The 18,256-nt window shown below is 47.1% G+C and carries 20 protein-coding genes and 1 pseudogene; 8 read left to right on the forward strand and 13 right to left on the reverse strand.

What is annotated here, in order from left to right:
* Positions 1 to 53: 53 nt before the first annotated feature.
* Positions 54 to 395, reverse strand: a complete 342-nt coding sequence (locus tag HP401_RS09610) for an SCP2 sterol-binding domain-containing protein (RefSeq protein ID WP_173604901.1) — start codon at positions 393 to 395, stop codon at positions 54 to 56.
* Positions 396 to 538: 143 nt separating this feature from the next.
* Here HP401_RS09610 and HP401_RS09615 point away from each other — a divergent pair, with 143 nt between their 5' ends.
* On the forward strand, positions 539 to 730 hold the full coding sequence (locus tag HP401_RS09615) for a hypothetical protein (protein ID WP_173604864.1): 192 nt from the start codon (positions 539 to 541) through the stop codon (positions 728 to 730).
* Positions 731 to 899: 169 nt separating this feature from the next.
* On the opposite strand, the gene HP401_RS09620 is transcribed toward HP401_RS09615, so the two are convergent.
* Positions 900 to 1,292, reverse strand: coding sequence for a VOC family protein (locus HP401_RS09620; protein WP_007726371.1), 393 nt, complete (start codon positions 1,290 to 1,292; stop codon positions 900 to 902).
* Between the two features lie 22 nt (positions 1,293 to 1,314).
* Positions 1,315 to 1,755 (reverse strand): hypothetical protein, encoded by a 441-nt coding sequence (locus HP401_RS09625; protein WP_007726368.1) that lies wholly within the window; start codon positions 1,753 to 1,755, stop codon positions 1,315 to 1,317.
* A gap of 306 nt (positions 1,756 to 2,061) precedes the next feature.
* Here HP401_RS09625 and HP401_RS09630 point away from each other — a divergent pair, with 306 nt between their 5' ends.
* Positions 2,062 to 4,116, forward strand: coding sequence for a methyl-accepting chemotaxis protein (locus HP401_RS09630; protein WP_173604865.1), 2,055 nt, complete (start codon positions 2,062 to 2,064; stop codon positions 4,114 to 4,116).
* A 55-nt stretch (positions 4,117 to 4,171) separates the two neighbouring features.
* Here the strand turns inward: HP401_RS09630 and gcvH are convergent, their stop codons facing one another.
* The 7 genes from gcvH to HP401_RS09665 form a co-directional block, all read right to left on the reverse strand.
* Positions 4,172 to 4,552: a glycine cleavage system protein GcvH gene (gcvH, locus tag HP401_RS09635; protein WP_007726364.1), complete on the reverse strand. Its 381-nt coding sequence runs from the start codon at positions 4,550 to 4,552 to the stop codon at positions 4,172 to 4,174.
* 59 nt (positions 4,553 to 4,611) lie between these two features.
* Positions 4,612 to 5,064 carry a redoxin domain-containing protein gene (locus HP401_RS09640; RefSeq protein ID WP_064201510.1) on the reverse strand — a complete coding sequence of 151 codons (453 nt, stop codon included), beginning with the start codon at positions 5,062 to 5,064 and terminating at the stop codon, positions 4,612 to 4,614.
* 33 nt (positions 5,065 to 5,097) lie between these two features.
* Positions 5,098 to 6,288: an aminotransferase class I/II-fold pyridoxal phosphate-dependent enzyme gene (locus HP401_RS09645; protein WP_173604866.1), complete on the reverse strand. Its 1,191-nt coding sequence runs from the start codon at positions 6,286 to 6,288 to the stop codon at positions 5,098 to 5,100.
* Positions 6,285 to 6,650 carry an arsenate reductase family protein gene (locus tag HP401_RS09650; RefSeq protein WP_041749627.1) on the reverse strand — a complete coding sequence of 122 codons (366 nt, stop codon included), beginning with the start codon at positions 6,648 to 6,650 and terminating at the stop codon, positions 6,285 to 6,287. The genes HP401_RS09645 and HP401_RS09650 overlap by 4 nt, the downstream gene beginning before the upstream one ends.
* A gap of 58 nt (positions 6,651 to 6,708) precedes the next feature.
* On the reverse strand, positions 6,709 to 6,978 hold the full coding sequence (locus tag HP401_RS09655) for a hypothetical protein (RefSeq protein WP_173604867.1): 270 nt from the start codon (positions 6,976 to 6,978) through the stop codon (positions 6,709 to 6,711).
* Between the two features lie 159 nt (positions 6,979 to 7,137).
* Positions 7,138 to 7,329, reverse strand: a complete 192-nt coding sequence (locus HP401_RS09660; protein ID WP_173604868.1) for a hypothetical protein — start codon at positions 7,327 to 7,329, stop codon at positions 7,138 to 7,140.
* A gap of 46 nt (positions 7,330 to 7,375) precedes the next feature.
* Positions 7,376 to 8,188: a DUF2797 domain-containing protein gene (locus HP401_RS09665; protein ID WP_173604869.1), complete on the reverse strand. Its 813-nt coding sequence runs from the start codon at positions 8,186 to 8,188 to the stop codon at positions 7,376 to 7,378.
* Positions 8,189 to 8,329: 141 nt separating this feature from the next.
* Here HP401_RS09665 and HP401_RS09670 point away from each other — a divergent pair, with 141 nt between their 5' ends.
* Positions 8,330 to 9,031 (forward strand): polysaccharide deacetylase family protein, encoded by a 702-nt coding sequence (locus tag HP401_RS09670; protein WP_173604870.1) that lies wholly within the window; start codon positions 8,330 to 8,332, stop codon positions 9,029 to 9,031.
* A gap of 57 nt (positions 9,032 to 9,088) precedes the next feature.
* Here HP401_RS09670 and HP401_RS09675 read toward each other — a convergent pair whose 3' ends face one another.
* Positions 9,089 to 9,817: an amino acid ABC transporter ATP-binding protein gene (locus tag HP401_RS09675; RefSeq protein WP_217366016.1), complete on the reverse strand. Its 729-nt coding sequence runs from the start codon at positions 9,815 to 9,817 to the stop codon at positions 9,089 to 9,091.
* 207 nt (positions 9,818 to 10,024) lie between these two features.
* On the opposite strand from HP401_RS09675, the gene sppA reads away from it, so the two are divergent.
* The 5 genes and pseudogenes from sppA to HP401_RS09700 all read left to right on the forward strand — a co-directional run bounded on the left by sppA (position 10,025) and on the right by HP401_RS09700 (position 14,466).
* Positions 10,025 to 10,990 (forward strand): signal peptide peptidase SppA, encoded by a 966-nt coding sequence (gene sppA / locus HP401_RS09680; RefSeq protein WP_173604871.1) that lies wholly within the window; start codon positions 10,025 to 10,027, stop codon positions 10,988 to 10,990.
* A 29-nt stretch (positions 10,991 to 11,019) separates the two neighbouring features.
* Positions 11,020 to 11,511 carry an RDD family protein gene (locus tag HP401_RS09685; RefSeq protein WP_173604872.1) on the forward strand — a complete coding sequence of 164 codons (492 nt, stop codon included), beginning with the start codon at positions 11,020 to 11,022 and terminating at the stop codon, positions 11,509 to 11,511.
* 117 nt (positions 11,512 to 11,628) lie between these two features.
* Positions 11,629 to 12,639, forward strand: a complete 1,011-nt coding sequence (locus HP401_RS09690) for a CAP domain-containing protein (protein ID WP_254457038.1) — start codon at positions 11,629 to 11,631, stop codon at positions 12,637 to 12,639.
* A 273-nt stretch (positions 12,640 to 12,912) separates the two neighbouring features.
* Positions 12,913 to 13,329 (forward strand): annotated as a pseudogene (locus HP401_RS35600) (DUF4280 domain-containing protein); the annotation flags it as partial.
* An 846-nt stretch (positions 13,330 to 14,175) separates the two neighbouring features.
* Positions 14,176 to 14,466, forward strand: a complete 291-nt coding sequence (locus HP401_RS09700; protein ID WP_173604875.1) for a hypothetical protein — start codon at positions 14,176 to 14,178, stop codon at positions 14,464 to 14,466.
* Positions 14,467 to 14,948: 482 nt separating this feature from the next.
* Here HP401_RS09700 and HP401_RS09705 read toward each other — a convergent pair whose 3' ends face one another.
* Together HP401_RS09705 and HP401_RS09710 are read right to left on the reverse strand one after the other, a co-directional pair.
* On the reverse strand, positions 14,949 to 16,133 hold the full coding sequence (locus tag HP401_RS09705; protein ID WP_172141263.1) for an MFS transporter: 1,185 nt from the start codon (positions 16,131 to 16,133) through the stop codon (positions 14,949 to 14,951).
* Positions 16,134 to 16,161: 28 nt separating this feature from the next.
* Positions 16,162 to 18,246, reverse strand: coding sequence for an ABC transporter ATP-binding protein (locus tag HP401_RS09710; RefSeq protein ID WP_173604876.1), 2,085 nt, complete (start codon positions 18,244 to 18,246; stop codon positions 16,162 to 16,164).
* Between the last annotated feature and the right edge of the window lie 10 nt (positions 18,247 to 18,256).

Genomic DNA, 18,256 nt, shown 5'->3' on the forward strand with positions numbered 1-18,256 from the left:
CGCCTCCTCCAAAACCGTTTCTTCCTATTATATCACAATGCCCATTAGACAGTTCACCGACAGGTCAGTCGCAAAATGGCATCGAGCTTCAATTGGTCGCGCAATGGCCCTGCGATTTGCACCTTTTCTTTGGCTAGAACATAGACGAGCTCATCACCGCCAAACAGCATCTGCATTTGTTTCTCCGCTCCCCTGATAATCAGATCGGCAGGCTGCTCTTCTGTCCATACATCCCAGGATGCAACGCCTTTTGCTATCGTCAATTGCCACTGTGATGGTGAATCATCCACTACAATTCTGATCCTGCGCTCCCATCCTTCTGTAATGAATTGCAGGTGTGCTTTTCCTTGCAGTCTTTCGCCCAGTTCAAAAAGCAGTCTGCCCATTCCGATCATCTGCACGCCACCCCTCTCTTCTCAATTGGGTTCGGGGCCTGTTTGGTCGAATCCTTTGGCGAGGCGTGAGAGTCACTGTCGGCTGTTGTCAGGGTAGCTATCTTTTTCTCGACATTGTAAGAAAGATTTTTAGAGAATTATTTTTGAGTCAACATAGTGGAGGAGAAGAAAAAGCACAGGTCTCTTCGACTCTGACACGCCCGCAAGGGGGGATTTACTGTCCGTCTCCACTGCAAAAGAGGACCGTCGAGCCAAAGCCACCCTACGGGCGGACGTTTCTCAAGGAAGAAGTGTTCGACAAGCGTGGTCCTCTTTTTGCAGTTCCGACTGAGTAGGCGTTGTCAAGGTCTACGAGCCCTGTGCTTTTTCTTCTCACTGGCTTTGCTGGTTCATCGGTACTTTTTAAAACACTAAAATAGATCATCCACAACCTTTTTCCGCACCACAGCAGTAAGATAGCAAAAACAAAAAGCATCTGCTTTACGCAGATGCTTTTTGCAAATACTACTCATCAAACTCGTCTTTATCGAGTCGCACCTCAAGGTGGTGACCATCGGGTGTCTCAAAATACAAATTATAGCTGGTAGGCTGTGTAATGGGGCCACGATAGCAAATATTCTCTGCCTCCAGCTTATCAACCAGATAGTCCAGCTCAGCACGGCTTTGCACAGAGAAGGCGAGATGATCGACTTGCCCTACGCCGCCTTTCCCAGCTTCCCCGCCATGAGGATGAAGACCGATCCGTGTGTATGTGCCAATTTGAAAGTAGACAGGTGCTCCTTCCGTCATATTCTCTTCCGGGATAGGGACTTCCAAAATGTCCTTAAAAAAACGAGCTACCTTCACAACATCACTACAATTCAATGCGATGTGGTGAACGGCTTTCAAATGAAACATTCACACTGCCTCCCACGTCAACTCAGGTCATGCGCTCTTGTGCGACATTAGCTTTTCTTTTATTGTACTGCTTCAATCGCTCGCTTAACCGTCTTAAACGAATCATCAATGCTTCCCGCCAATCGTCATCCTGCAACTCCTTGGCGATCCCGAGCAGATCCAGCGAAATATCGATCTGCTGCTTTAACACTTCGGCGAAGCTGGCTGCTTCATCCGTCATGGTACAATTCTCAAACAACTCGGATGTATTGTCAACACTCACAAAATCAGCAAAATCCACTTCTGGAGCCTGATCTCCCTGAGCATATTCTACTAAAATTTCGTATTCTCCCTCAATACCAGGATGAACCTCAATTCTGTCACATACAGGACAAAACATGATCGGGACATTGTGTACAAGCGTTTTATAATGACGGACTGAGCCTACTGAACCTACCATTCCAGCACCACAACAAAAACTCATATAGTCTCCCTCCCTATTCACCAAATGAACACGTCCATGTCCGTTTTTTGGTCGAAACTTTTGTCTGTATCCGCATTGTAGCTTATATGCCCACTAACACTCCACCCGCAAATGCTACCAATAAATAAATCGAAGTAAGATTTGGTTTATCCATTTTACTCGATTTGCTTAGATTCATGCAACATTTTCTGATTAGTATGAATATTTTCCCTCATTTGCCTAAATCCATCATAAAAGCTAGTCTTAATCTATCCGATAATAAGGAATAATAATCATTTTAGTAAAATTCAAAAGGAGAGCGGTTTCATGCTTCGTTTCAAAAGTCTTCGTGCTCGAACCCTGACCATTACCCTGCCTGTCATTATCTTGACACTTTTGCTTGTCGTGGGCATCGGTTTCTGGTTCTCTGTCGACCAACTGAATCGGGAAATTGAAGACAAACTCAATAATCAGCTAGATATGGTCGGCAGTAATGTAGAAAAGCAATTGGAAGCCCATAGCAAGGTAACGTTGAGTATGGCTCGCTTTATTGAAATGGGTCCTATTACAAATTCGCTGGAGCAGTTAAATTCCCTGCTGTCCAAGACTGTTCTCATTAATGATACGACGGTTGGAATGGGAATTTTCATGGAACCTTACGCTTTTGACCCGAACAAGAAACTCGTTGCTACTTATGGGGCTAAGACAGACGGCAAGGTTAACATTACAGGTGAGTACAGTAGTGATTCCTACAACTATCCAAATCAAGACTGGTACAAGGTCGGTATTTCAACCAAGAAGGAAACCGATTATTCCGAGCCGTACTTTGACGAGGTTTCCAAGGTCTCCATGTTGACGGTAGTCGCTCCTTTTTACACGCCGGATAAAAAGCTTCTGGGTGTGGCCACAGACGATATTACACTCAGTGACGTGGAAAAGCTCGTCTCCAGTACAAAAGTAGGCGAAACAGGCTGGGCCTTTTTGGTGGATCAAAAAGGGAGATACCTCGCCCATCCTCAAGCAGACAAGCTAATGAATCATTCCGTTCAATCTGACGAGAATGCCTCCTTGGCAGCAATTGGTCCTTCTCTGCTAGAAGAGAAGTCAGGAATGAAGACGTTTACCGATGAAAACGGCACCAATCGTGTTTATTTTCAAGAGCTTGGAGATACAAACTGGACAATCGCTCTTGTGATGCCAGAAAAAGAAATTGCCGATCCACTCTATGATTTGTTCTTTGAGCTTTGTACGGTGAGTCTGATCGGTCTGTTGATTATGATTGCTGTCATTTATTACTTCAGCAAATACTTGACCAAACAAATCGATCGCGCCAACCAGCTGGCGCATGGCCTCTCCAATGGCGATTTTACCGCTTCCATGGATATTCAGACAGCCGATGAGATGGGGGTTATGGCAAATCGCTTCAACTCCATGACGGCAACCCTGCGCGAAACGCTAGGTCAAGTCAGCTTCAACGCTCAACAGGTTGCTGCTACGTCTGAACAATTGATGGCAAGTGCGGAACAGACAAGCAAAGCAACAGAGCAGATCGCTCAATCCGTTCAAGAAATTGCCTACGGTACGGAGCAGCAAGTGGACGCGACCGTTCAAGGCTATGAGGTTATCAACGAGATTGCCGTCCACATCGAAACGATGGAAAAAGGCATTGAGGATGTAAATCTCTCTACACAAGAAGCGAACCGTCAAGCCACAGATGGCAATCAGATGGCAACCAAAACGGTCGAGCACATGGATGTAATCCATAGCCAGATGGCCAAGACCTCTACCATTGTCAATTCGCTAGGCCAACGCTCCCAAGAGATTGGAGAAATGATCTCACTCATCACGACGATCGCCAATCAAACCAACCTCCTCGCTCTGAACGCCGCTATCGAAGCAGCGCGCGCCGGAGAACAAGGACGAGGCTTTGCGGTTGTAGCCGACGAGGTGCGCAAGCTGGCGGAGCAGTCGAGCTCAGCCGCCGAGCAGGTCAGTCACATCGTCACGGTGATTCAGCAGGACACAGGCTCAGCAATTGCGGCAATGAATCATGGCGCTACTATTTTGGGAGAAGGCATGACTCTCGTTCGCTCAACAGGAAATGCATTTGAGCAAATTACGGGCTCCACGTCGGAGTTGCTTGTCCGCATGAATGAAGTGACAACGGAAATGAGCAAGATCAGTCAGCAAATGCAGTCGATTGTATCCGCCATTACACATATTACACAAATCGCAGAGCAATCAGCCGGTAACTCTCAAACCGTTGCAGCAGCAGCGGAAGAGCAAACCGCTTCCATGGAGGAAATCTCTTCGGCTGCAACGATGCTCGCGAAAATGGCAGAAGAGCTTAATGATGCAGTACGAACATTCAAGTTGGAGTAGTTCGTCCATAACACAAAGAAAAGCCGGAGCACAAAAGCCCCGGCTTTTTTGTTTCCTATTCTTTTACCATCGCTTCGTATTTGTCTGCATCCATCAGCTTGTCCAACTCAGCTGTATCAGACAATTCGACGACGATCATCCATGCTTGCTCGTATGGCGAAGAGTTAACCAGTTCAGGTGCGTCTTCCAGTTCGCCATTTACTTCTACTACTTTACCAGTTACAGGAGCGTACAGTTCAGAAACGGTTTTTACCGATTCCACGCTGCCAAACGGCTCATCCTGTTGGATTGTCGCGCCTACCTCAGGCAACTCGACAAACACGATGTCACCCAGCTCTGCTTGAGCAAAAGAAGTGATTCCGATGTACGCCTTGTTTCCTTCTACTCGCACCCACTCATGCTCTTCACTGTAACGTAGATTTTTCGGGAATTCCATCGTTTACATATCCTCCTATCGGGTACAATCCATTACACATACATAATTAGACGAACATTCTAGGATTCCTCTTTGATCCCCAAAATTCTGAACAAGCGTTTTTTTACCAGTTGAAGACCCTTCTCTCCTGCCTGAAAATGACGTAACTGAAGAGTCTGGTCAAACAAATAAAAAGCGGGGACGTATTCATTCTGGAATGCATCGGCTATCTTTCTATCATTATCGATTGCAATAGGGTGTGTCAAATGTTGTTCTGCAATCGCCTTCTTGATCATCTCGATATCTGTATCTTTTTCCGAATGAGGCGTATGAATTCCAATGACCTTCAAACCGTTAGCAGCGTATTGGTCTCGCCATTCATTTATGCTTGGCATCGATTCCTTGCACATGTAACAACTGACGGACCAGATGTGCACCAAAACAGGATTTCCAGCCAAATCAGCTTTGGTTGCTTGCCCGTTGATCCACTCCGTAATCCCAGGAAAGTCAGGCATTTCTTCGCGCAAACGCATGAAAGCTCATCCCCTCTTTTTTGACTTCAACCGTTACACACTTGTTTTCATGCGAAGAATCCCGGATTGATCAATGGCTGCCACCGCCTCTAACAGGACCTCAGGAGGTTGGACGAGGGCAATTCGTACATACCCTTCTCCTTCTTCACCGAAGGCACTTCCCGGAACGACCACGACTCCGGCTTGCTCCAGTAAAGCGAAGGCAAACTCTCGTGACGTCCAGCCGTTCGGTACAGCTGCCCAGACGAACATGGTCGCCTTGGGAGATGGAATACTCCATCCTGCCTTTGCCAATGCCCCCAGCAGCACATCACGCCGTTCCTGGTAAACGGGCGCGACTGTGTTTTCCCCACCCGATTCCCGATCCTTTCGCAAAGCCTCAATGGCCATTTGCTGTACAGGCAAAAAGACACCGTAATCGATATTCGATTTAACGATCGCAAGCGGCTTGATGATGTCTGCGTTCCCTACAACGTAAGCAATCCGGCAACCTGCCATGTTGAAGCTCTTGGAAAACGAATTAAATTCAATTCCCACTTCCTTCGCTCCCGGCACTTGCAAAAAGCTCGGCGCTTGGTAGCCGTCAAACACCATCTCCGAATAGGCCAAATCATGAACCACGATAATGTCAAAACGCTTGGCAAAAGCCACGACCTCTTCAAAAAAGGCAAGGGTAGCGACCGCGGAAACCGGATTATTCGGATAGTTCAGAATCATAAACGTTGCACGAGCCGCAATCTCCTCTGGAATGTCTGTCAGCTTTGGCAAAAATTCATTTTCTGCCCGCAGAGGCATCCGGTAAGGTACCGCTCCCGCCAAGTGAAGACTGCCTTCGTAGATCGGATACCCAGGATCAGGTACGAGAACGATATCTCCAGGATCGGTCCATGCCAAAGCAAAGTGAGCCAAGCCATCCTGTGAACCCATCAAGGAATGAACCTCCCCATCCGGTGCCAGCTCCACCCCAAAACGATATTGATACCAGCGGGCTACCTCTTCTCGGAAGGCCGCAGTCCCCTCGCTCAACGGATAGCGAAAAGAGTTTGGTTGCCAGATAGCATGGATTAGCGTTTGCAGAAGCTTCTCGTCAGGCTGCTGATCAGGACTGCCAATACTCAAGTCGTATACCGTTCTTGTTTTGGCAACTTCCCTTTTGCGAGCATCCATTTCTGAAAAAATATCGGCGGAGAGATGATTCAGTCTTTTGGAAGGTTGGCGCATCATGCCTTCCCTCCCCAAGCCTTCTCCAGTTCTTCTTCTTTGAAACCAAGAGTTACAGTGCGATCACTTGCGATAAGAGGCCGTTTGATCAGCTTGCCATTGGAAGCCAACAGCTCAAGCATTTCATCCTCTGACATCGTAGGGAGCTTGTCCTTCAAGCCCAGCTCGCGGTATTGGACGCCACTCACATTGAAAAACTTGCGCAAATCGAGGCCACTTGTCTGCCAAATTTGGCGCAGCTCTTCTTTAGACGGCGGTGCATCCACGATCGGAATTTCTTCGAAGCCAATATTTTGATCCGTGAGCCATTTTTTCGCTTTGCGGCATGTATCACATTTGTTGTATAGATACGCTTTCATCGTCATATTCATTTCCTCGCTTTTGGTTTATGTCGTCGTTTCTTTCATTGTAAAAGAAGTACACCTAGCGGACAACGTTTACCGTCTCCACCGAATCTGTTTCGCTTTGGGATGTTTTGATCAAGAGATAGGTTTTGCCGTTTAGAGCGGTGTTAAATGACTGGCCCTGACTGTTTTGAATAAGCAGCTTCGCCCACGCTTGGATTTGCAAATCGGCTTCGGCTAGCTCCATCACACGATAGGTTGGATACATATTTTTCGGAAGCAGGTCTTGCTCTTGCTCCAGATCCGTGCTATACCCAGCTGTCATGTTGTACCCTTCTACCGACCACATTTGATGATGATTACTCCTTTTTTCATCGTCACCTCACACCACCATCGCTACCCAAGAAGAATCCAACCAGACTCGCATCGTCTGCCTCCTCACGTATTCACCGTGCTAAACAAAAACGACAGCCATCACGTTCTCTGGCTGTCGTTCATAAGTAAGCTGCTATTGCGGCAAGTTGCTTTCATTGCTCCTGCGATCCTCAGTCTCTTCTTCATTGGTCTGAACATCAGGATTTACCTGCCACATTTGCGAAAGCGGCGAGAAGGGCACCCCTAGTTGCTTGACATCCTGGTCTTCCACGGCCTCAGCCAGTGTCCCGGTTAAAGGCATGGTGTACTCGATGTGCTCATCCATCTGCCATCCTCCTTCACATGTCCTAGTGTGAGGAGTTTGCAGGTCATTATGCAGACGTTTTTGCTTTGATCTCGACTTGGTAGCCAGCGTGCTTTCTTACCTGGAATACACCCGTTTCAAAAATCAAATACTGTGCTTTCACACCAATCAATCGTCCGCCGAGTTGTTCTTCTTTATCAAGCGTCTTGGAATTAATTTTATCCAGTGACTCCAAGATCGGATAAGCAATATCTACCCATTCATCCTCGCGATATTGGAATGCTTTAAACTGTTCAGGAAAATGACCGTACACTTCGTCACGCATGGCGAGCAAGTCGATTTCCTTCACATCTCCCTTGAGCATTTTGCGCCAGTTGGTCTTGTCCGGCAAAAACTGACTCAAGTGGAATTCAAGCTCCCCAGCCATCCGACGAGTAGGAACCTCTGCAATCGGAATCGCGCGAATTGCGCCTTGATCCACCCAGCGTCTTAATTCATTATGCTTGCGAGTCAATCCTACCTTTATATCACTCGACACTGCCAGATAGACAAAATGCGGAATCATGCAATATCTTTCGCCGAAGCTCTCGTCCCGGCAAGTCCCCAAGTCAAAATGACATTCATGCGGCTTGACGATGCATAAGTCATTTTCCGGCAGCTTGGTAAAACAGGGATAGCAATACCCGCTGTTAAACGTCTTGTTTGTTTTGCGGCCACAGGCAATGCAATTTTTTTCGCCTAAAAACGAAATCGTCAATTCACTGCCCAGCCATTCATTAAGCGGAAGGCGATACCCGCCGATATTCAAATAGTAATCTACCGGCTTGTCCCCTCCATGGTACTCGTGTGTTAGTCCTTGCAAAATACCGCGGAGTTCCACCAAACTCTCTCCTCTCCTATGTACGGTTCTTCCATTTTAACATAACCACCACCTACTCTGACCGCTGTTTTCTTTTGGTAGCATGTTTTCCCTGGTAGGAGGTGAACCTAATCACATCCCAGAAGAAGGAGGCGATTGTTCATGCGCAACTACATAATGTACGCCTTGCTACTCGCCTGCCTTCTTGGCTACGGCACCCTACCTGCTTTTGCCCAGCAAACACTGCCTTCGTATGAGCCAATCCACAGAATCGACACAGAGAAAAAGGTCGTCGCTCTCACTTTTGATGATGGGCCGGATGCTATCTATACGCCCAAAATTCTTGAGGTGTTGCATCAGTACAACGTTCGGGCTACGTTTTTTGTCCTTGGCTCCCAAGTGGACAAGCATCCAAAGGTCATGCAGTGGATTTACAAGGCTGGGCACGAAATCGGAAACCACGGCTACCACCATTTTGATCTGAACAAGCTGACCGAGCATGAAGTGTACGAAGAAATCAAGCATGCAGAGCGCTCTATTTTGAAGACGACCGGCATTTTGGCGCAATACTACCGTCCACCCTACGGCATCCTGACACATGACGTCATGAGTGCGGTTCAATCCAGTGGCTACGACATCATTCACTGGTCGATTGATCCTCGTGATTGGTCTTTGGCACGCACGGCTAACGTCATTGCCAAAAGCGTCAAGAGCAATGTCTCCTCCGGGGATATCATCCTGTTTCATGACGGGGGCTTAAACCAACGGCAAACAGTCGCCGCTCTCCGGGAGCTTATCACTGATTTGCGTTCCCAGGGTTATCGATTTGTTACGGTCAGTCAATTGTTGGATGCAGCAAAATAATACGGCACCAGTGCCTCGTTTTCCTGATACGAAACGAAGCAGCTGGTGCCTTTTTTTTCACGCCAATACCTTGCCTAAGAATGAACGCAAGCGGTCGTTGATTTTATTGCCAAAAACCTCACTGGGATGGCCTTCTGCCATAATGATACCTTGATCCATAAAGATGATTCGGTCGCCCACTTCCTTGGCAAAATTCATTTCATGCGTCACGATTACCATTGTCATGCCTTCTTTGGCTAAATTTTTGATGACGGCAAGCACCTCTCCTACCAGCTCTGGGTCTAAGGCGGATGTCGGCTCGTCAAACAGCATAACCTTTGGATTCATGGCGAGCGCCCTTGCGATTGCTACTCGTTGCATCTGCCCCCCAGAAAGCCGCTCGGGATACACATCGGCCTTGTCCTGAAGCCCTACCTTCTGCAAGAGAGCCAAGCCTTGCATGCGGGCTTCTTCCTGAGACATTTTCTTTACTTTTACAGGGGCCAGCATGACGTTTTCCAGCACCGTTTTATGCGGAAAGAGATTAAAGCGCTGAAAGACCATCCCGACTTCTTCTCTCACTTTATTGATATCGGTCTTGGGGTCTGACAGATCATGTCCGTTGATGACAATCTTTCCGCTGCTCATTTCCTCCAGCTGATTCAAGCAACGTAGAAACGTGCTTTTTCCTGAGCCTGACGGACCAATGACACAGACTACTTCCTTTTCTGCTACCTGAGTCGTAATGCCCTTCAACACTTTCAGATCGCCGTAGTTCTTCGTCAAATTCGACACCTGTATAATCATTTGTCTGTCCCCCTATTGCGATAAAACAAGCTTGATTGTGGTTCATCCTCTTTCATCTTACCGCAATAGTCTAAAAATTGCATGAATTTACTATTCGGTGGGTGAATGCAAGCCTCATAGACGATCGACTCCATCCCATTTTTTCCAGTGCTTGTCGCATGCGTAACTATGCTCCCGGCGGCTCATGCTAAGTGTGAGGTGGTTTTCATGCATCGAAAAAAATGGGTCGCTCTTTTAATCGTACTGGCCGTTTTTCTATTAGGGCTTTTGGTCGAAGGTATTTACGGGACTTATACAGATCTCGTCGACCATCCTGGGTTCGCTTGGGAAGAAAATGTGGTATCCGGTTATGGCAACAGCAAAATTGTGCAGCTGTTTGTGAACGGCACTATTTCGGGGCAACAGAATAGCGCCGGGGTGCCTTCGATGACGGAGCTATTGACTGAACAGCTACGCCGAATTGAAGAGGATGAGCTGGTGAAAGCCGTGGTCCTTCGCATTGATAGTCCAGGTGGAGAGGTGGTCGCTACTGATGAACTACACAGACGCTTGCTACGGCTCAAGCAGGTTCGCAATCTTCCCATCGTCGTTAGCATGGGTTCCACAGCAGCCTCTGGTGGCTATTACCTGGCCACGACAGGCGATGCGATTTTTGCCAATCCCAACACACTAACTGGCAGTCTGGGCGTGATTTTCAATCTGTTTAACTATAGTGAAGCTGCGAACAAGCTGGGTGTGCATCAATACGCGATCAAAAGCGGACGCTTCAAAGACATCGGCAGTCCATCCCGGCCACTGACGGACCCCGAACGGCACATTTTCCAAACACTCGTCAACGAAAGCTACAACAATTTCGTCGACGTCATCGTTAAGGGCCGCAACCTCTCCCGTCAACGCGTACTGGAAATCGCTGACGGCCGTGTCTATTCCGGTGAGCAAGCAAAACGCCTGGGACTCATCGATGAATTCGGTGATCTGGAGGAAGCGACACGCTACGCGCTCTCTTTGTCTGGAGAAAAAGAAGCCATGGTCATCCGCTATGCAGACCAGCTCTCCATCAGCAAGCTATTATTCAGCATGAAGCAGTACTGGTCGAATCCAGATCCGCTTGGTCTCAATCGAATTTGGGACCGCCAAAGCTCACCTCGCCTCCTGTATCAGTTCATGCCTTAGCCTGTTAAAAAGGAAAGGAGTGGCTTCTCATGAACCAGCTTCCCGACGATGAAAAAGCACATGATCCTGCATCCCATGAGTCCTATCATGAAGCCCATCCACAGCATTCGTATGCAGGCTTCTGGATTCGTGTGGTGGCATCGCTCCTTGATTCGATGTTCTTGATTGGGATTAGCTACCTCATTTTCAATCCGTTGCGCCGTGTTTTTGCCGTTCCTTACGCCTCTTTTCCATTCATTGATTTTTTGGAGGTGTTGTTTGATCTCCTCTATATGATCATACTGACCTGGTGGACCGGACAAACCTTGGGAAAGCTGATCACAGGCATCCGTGTCATCAGTGCCAAGCAGGTGCGAGGCAATCTGACAGGCGGACAAGTATTTTTACGAGAAGTCATCGGTAAATTCGTCGCTTCACTCGTATTCGGACTGGGCTATCTATGGGTTGCCTGGCACCCACGCAAGCAAGGCTGGCATGATCTGATCGCCAAAACGTATGTCATCCGGGATCGTCGCCCGTAACCTCCGCTCTATAGCGGGGGTTTTATTTTTGCTTCCTTGGTCCCTATTTTTGTAGAGGCTTCCTGCCGATACCATTACCAACAAGGCAGATTCTATCTCAACCGAGGAGGAAGATACATGCGTAAACACAAAGTAACCAGCATCCTCGCCCTGAGCCTTTCGCTGGCTCTGCTCGGCCACGTTGCCCCTGTCCTTCCTGTTTCAGCTGCAACGGCTGCCCCTCAAGCAGCAGCCGTTAAAACCAATAACGTCTATAATCTTCAACTAGGAATGAGCACAGCGCAGGTCGAACAAACATTAGGCAAGCCTGCCCGCATTGATCCTAGTCATACGGGTGTGGAATGGTGGATTTACAATCAAGATTTGAACAACTACATTCAAGTCGGCATGCAAAACGGCAAAGTTGTGACATTGTTTACCAATGGAGCCAAGCTGAATTTGAAAGGCATCACGATTGGATCTACCACTAAAGACCTACAAAATAGCTGGGGTGCACCGCAAGACACGCTGACGATCATGCCGAGTTTGCGTATCCAAAAAAATACCCTTGCTCATCCGACCTATATCCAAAACAATCAAGCAATCACCTTCTCTATCGATCAGCTGGGTGGAAACAAAGTCGCAGGAGTACGCATCTCTACTCCTGAGCATTTTGCCACTATTGCGATTGGCTTGATGTATCCCATTTCCTATACGAAATTACCGGAACTGCCGAAACTGACAGACGCACAGATGAAGCAGGCAACGCTCGCATACGAGAAACAAAATTTGGACTTGCTCAACGTGGCGAGACAACGTGCCAAACTGCCTGTTATCACTTGGGATGAACAAGTGGCAGCAGTAGCTAGAGCACACAGCCAAGACATGGGCCAGCATAACTTTTTCAACCATACCTCCCCTTCTACGGGAAGTCCGTTTGACCGTTTGAAGAAAGCCGGCATTCGTTACAGCACAGCTGGTGAAAATATTGCCTACGGACAGCTAGATGGGGTCGAAGCCCATATGAGCTGGATGAACTCCGCAGGCCATCGTCAAAACTTGCTCAATCCAAAATTCAAGCAGCTCGGTGTCGGTATCGTTATGAAAGATGGCCGCCCGTATTTCACGCAAAATTTTGTTACTCGCTAAGTTTTGCGTGACTGCTTCAAAAGACGACCCTATCCTCAAATTTTTGGGGATAGGGTCGTCTTTTGTATGTTCCATTCAATACTCCTATCCAAGTACCTATAGATGCACGGTGCATTCGAGACTTTCTATCTATTGTTTGTCACCACTTCACATCCGATATCTCAATGTATGGGTATTTTCCCCTTTATTTATATAGATTGGATATCAGTCATTCATCTTTCAACACAAGCATCTTCCATCTGTATAGGAATCTGCCTGAGAGGAGGAGACTGCATGCCCAATATTGAAGATATCACCGTCCAAAAATCGAATGCGGAACGCAAGAGTTACGTGGTTGTTGGTGCCATTCTATCATGTAGCAACGGCAGTAAGGTAAGTCGGTTAAAAATGACGTTCAGTCATGGTGTTTTTGTAAAAGGGAAGCCCCAAATGAACATCATGGATTTTGTTCCCAATGTAAACATCATGCCTTTCGGAAAATGCAGTAGCTTAAAAAATCCCGTAGTCGCTTCTGCCACAGCAGCCAACAATGGCGTACTTACACCTATGCCGTGCACACCTCTGACGACAATGCCATGGATCGATGGCAAAGCGGACAAAGTGGTCGGAGACTATCCGGCATTGCTGAACAAATCAACCAATATGTGCTTCCATTGTGGACTGATCAAGATTGAAGATGATGGGCAGGATTTGGGTGGGGTGACGATAGGAGTTCAGTCGCTAGCACAAAGCGGGTCGACAGAATCCGGTTTTGGACAAGGACCAGCTTGCGAGAAGCCACAGGAAAAGCCAACTATGTGGGATAACTTCGTGAAAGGAATCTCCAAGTTGGGAGACGTTCCTGCTGCGATGCAAAAGGCGACAAGTGAGCTGCCCGGGGCTTTAGAGAAAGCCGCAAATGATTTGCCGAAAGGTTTGCAAAAGGCGGCAGAGGATTTGCCCAAGGGTGTTGGAGTATTTGTAAGGGAAGGCTATATCGAGCCAATGCAAGAGGACATCGATACGTTGCGGGATGATACTATCAATATCGCAGATGGAATTGCAATCGGTGGACTTGCCTTGCAAGCAATTACCTTGGGGAGAAGTAAAAACATAAAGGATTTAATCGATGCGGCAAAGAAAGGAAAGAAAGTACAGCGTAATATTCAACAAAATTTATACCGCCGAACCTCAAACACTGGAGAATTCAAAGACCTGTCTGAACCCATGCAATTAAGGCACGTTGAAAAAGTTGCAGAAGATGCAGGTATTGGATTAAAAGGAATTAAAATAGAAATAAATCGAGACGCTGAATTAGTTGGTAAGGACTTGTATGGGTGGGCTGACCCAAAAGGAAACAGGATAATATTATACCCTGATGCTTTTAGCAATAAGGAAAATTTAGTTAAAACATTAGGACACGAGAGAATTCATATTTACCAAACAAAAACTTTCGGGAAGCCCCAAGACCATGAAATGTTACTTGAGTTTGAAAAAGGGGCATATGGTTCAGAAGACTCATGGTGGGAGTATTATAAACGAAAGAGGAGATAGCAATTGAGTAACTCACAATTTAAGGATTGGATTAAGCTAACCACTATCATCGCTGAAATTGACCAAGAAGTTCCTGAAATTGAATGCCCTGATTGCCATCAATTAAAAATTGATTATCAATATGTCGGAGATTTAAAATCCAGAGCAGGATTTTTAGATATCTGGTGTAATTCTTGTCTGCACGGCATTCATTTATCTCGAACAAAAGCACCCGAAAATGTTAGCTTGCTTTCATTTGATGCTGCTGAAGAATACAAAAAGAAAGTGCCTAAGTTTACTCCAATAGAACCATAATGAAAGATGTTTGGGTACTTTCACTTTGGTGAGACTATCCAGTATTAGATAAAATCTGAGGTAGGAAATTAATATTTATTCATCCGAATCGAATCAATCGCATTTTTTCTAAAGAAAAAGGTACAGTCTCCTCATCTTTTGTGAGTGACTGTACCTTTCTCAGATCAACGGTCTTTTTTGTAGCCTCTTTGTCAGTTGCTATGGCTGCGAAGTTGCATTTGTAGTGGCAGGTGCAGGTGCAGACGGTTTCGGAGACTGGTCGTCATCTGAGAAAAACGGGATGATTACCAGACTGAGGACGAAAAATAAGATCCAGGCAATGCCTCTTCTGAAAATGCAAGGTGTCAGCATTGGGTAACCCCTTCCAATCATGCTGTTCTACTTACTATTCATACGCTTCCCTCCTTGATGCCCGTTTATGCTTTTTTGGGCAAAAAATAAAAGCCTCGCCAAAAACTTGGCGAAGCTTATCCTCCTTGTTTTTACCCCTGTTTTTGCAACGGCATTGAATACGTCTGTTCCTGCGTTGCTTTTTGCTTGAAAAACAGGCAAGCTGCCGCGAACACAATGAGCAGTGATCCCATCAGCCAAAAGATCGTCCACGGCTCCCACACGTCCATCAGCAGACCATTCACATTCGGAGCCAAAATACTGGCGACACCAAAATTGACGCCTGCGATAATTCCTGCGGTAGGAACCATCGAGGCTGGTAATATATCTGCAGAAAAAGCCAAGCCCAGCGAGTAAAACGAGCCGACAGCCGCTCCTGCTATGGCCAACAACAGCATCATCAGCCATACGTTTTCGCCTGCAAACGGGAACAGGAAGAAGGCCAACCCCCCTACAAGCGCACACACGAGCATGACCTGCTTTCGTCCGACTCGGTCACTCAATGCCCCCAGCGGCATCTGCAAGATAATGCTTCCCACGACAAACGACGGAAGGATCAAGGAAACCCATTCAACGGACAAGCCGGTACGCAAGGCGTAAACGGGAAAACTGCCATTGAGTGACGTCTCCATGAATCCGTACAAAAACGAAGGAATCAGCGCCAGCCAGGCAAGTCGCAATACAAATGCATATTTGTTTTGCTTCTTTTCCGTTTGTTCAATCTGTGCTGGGAATTCATTTTTGATCCGGGATAATAATAAGAAGGCAATCAGATAAAGAACGAGCAAGCCACCAAAAGGTACCCAAATCCCCAAATGCAGCACGCTTAAGCCTAGTGGACCAACACTAAAGCCCACTCCATAAGCCAACCCGTAAATGGAAAGATCACGTCCACGATTCTCAGGAGCTGCAATCTTCGTCACCCACATTTGGCTTGCATAATGTAAACCACTATCGCCCACACCCATCAATAAGCGTAATACGAACCAGACTGCCAAATGACTGAACATCGGGATGAGTGCTGTTGCGATCGTCACTAACAGCAATCCCCATAATATCGTGGATCGGTATCCAATGCGCCGCAGTGGGATTTCCAAAAATGGATTGACCATGACCATCCCAATATACAAGGCAGCAGCATTGAGCCCGTTCATTACGGATGAAACCCCTTGTTTTTCCAATAAAACCGTCAGCATCGGGATCGTCAAGCCTTGGCTTACCCCCGCAATACCGACAGCCAAAATCAACACCCAAAAGGTGTAACGTGACTGTGACATGGTGTTGTTTCTCCTCCCTAGCCTCCTATTAAGCACTCTCTACGGAAGCACTCCCCTGCTGAAGCTGATACATTTTTTGATAAAGACCATTTTGCGCCATGAGTTCATCATGGGTACCTCTTTCCATGATTTCACCTCGGGACAAGACAAGAATCTGGTCCGCGTGTTGAATCGTTGACAAGCGGTGTGCAATGATGAATGTCGTCCTACCTTTTGATAGTACATGCAACGCTTCCTGAATGGCTAGCTCTGTTTCACTGTCAATGCTTGCCGTTGCTTCATCCAGGATCAGCATCGCGGGATCTGCAACCAATGCACGTGCAAAAGAGATCAATTGACGTTGACCGGCGGATAGTGTCATGCCTCGCTCGACGACCGGTTCGTCATATGCGCCCGGCAGTTTGGAGATGAATTCGTCAGCACGTACCGCTTTTGCAGCCCGCTTCACTTCTTCATCCGTAATCGTATTCTTGTACATACGAATATTGAATCCAATGCTTCCCGTAAACAAGAACGGGTCCTGCAAAACGAGGCCGACATGACTGCGCAATGAGTGCGTATCAATCTGTCTCATATCTTGTCCGTCGATTAAAATGCTCCCTTTCGTCACCGGATAGAACCCGAGCAGCAAATTCATCAAGGAGCTTTTTCCCGATCCGGTGTGCCCTACCAGCGCAATCGTTTGACCAGGCTGCGCCGTAAAGGAGACGTTTTTCAAAACGTAATCATCACCCTGATAGGCAAAAGAAACGTTATCAAAGACAACCTCACCACGCGGGCGCTCGATTTGCGCACCAGCTTCTTTTTTCTCCGGCAGCTCATCCATAATTTCAAAGACGCGTCCCGCCGAAATAGTCGCCTGCTGCATTTGCGACAACCGATTCATGATCATATTGATCGGTTCGAAAAAACGCCCCATATAATCGACAAATGCAAAAAGCGCACCGAAGGAAATCGCACTGTGGAAAGATGTAGAGCCGTAATACCAGACGATCAGGGTCAAGGAAATTTTCCAGATCAAATCTACCGCTGGGCGCAAAAGCAAAGATTCAAGATTGATTTCTTTCATCCGCACCTTGAAGTAGTCTTCGCTTACATCAGCAAACTCCTTTTGTACACCTTTCTCCCGACGAAAAGCCTGCACAATCGTCATGTTCTGGATCATTTCATTGATCGTTGTGTTCATATCACCGAGCTTCGCGCGAATCACTGCATAGTAGCGAGAGCTGTACCTTTGATACACGTAGACTAACAGTACGAGCACTGGCACTGTCAAAAAGCAGAAGAGGGCGAGCTCAGGCTGCAAGAGGTAGAGTGCGATCAAGATTCCAATCAAATAAAGACCGTTCTGTACAAATGTGGCGAGCACACTTACATACAGCTCACGGATGGCTTCTGTATCATTGCTCACACGGGAGACAAGCGCACCTACTGGCGTTTTGTCAAAAAAGGCAACCGGGAGCTTTTGCAAATGGATAAACAGCTTCATCCGCATTTGCTGAATGATGCGCTGTGCGATTTTTTGTAGCCACAAAATCTGGACGTAATTGAATCCAGCTGAGAGCAAAATCAGTGCCCCATAACCTACGGACAGCCAGACAATAGGCAGAACATCCCCTTGGTACATCCCCTTGACTTCCTCTGCGGTTAGCCGAATCCCTGTGGAGGACATCTTTTGACCTGATGGATCCTTCGTTGTTACCTCGAAGAGTTCCCTGCCGTTTTCTGGCGCAATCGGGGTGAATTTCTTCTCCGTATTTGGATTCACCTTGCCAGAAACCAAGTAATAAGTCGTGCCTTCTGTCAGCACAGTTACTTCTTTTTGATTGCTCCTGTCCAAAGCAAGTCCTGTCTTTGCAGCGACATCTTCACGAATATAGTTCGTACCGTTTACTGAGGCGACTTGCCCCGCTGCTTGTGGTGGCACTTCGTCCAGCTGATACCAAGGCTTTTGGATCGCCAGGATGTGATTATCAATCATGACCTTGGCTAAAAAAGGCCCCGCTAGCTCTGCACTCGTTCCCAGCAAGAGCAGGAACAATGCGCCTAGTATTTGCTTTTGAAATGGCCTGGCGTACTCGGTCAAACGCCCCCATACATTTTGTTTGCTCATGAAACGTTTT

It is taken from the genome of Brevibacillus sp. HB2.2 (assembly GCF_013284275.1).
In the GTDB taxonomy this organism is placed as follows: Bacteria; Bacillota; Bacilli; order Brevibacillales; family Brevibacillaceae; genus Brevibacillus; species Brevibacillus brevis_D.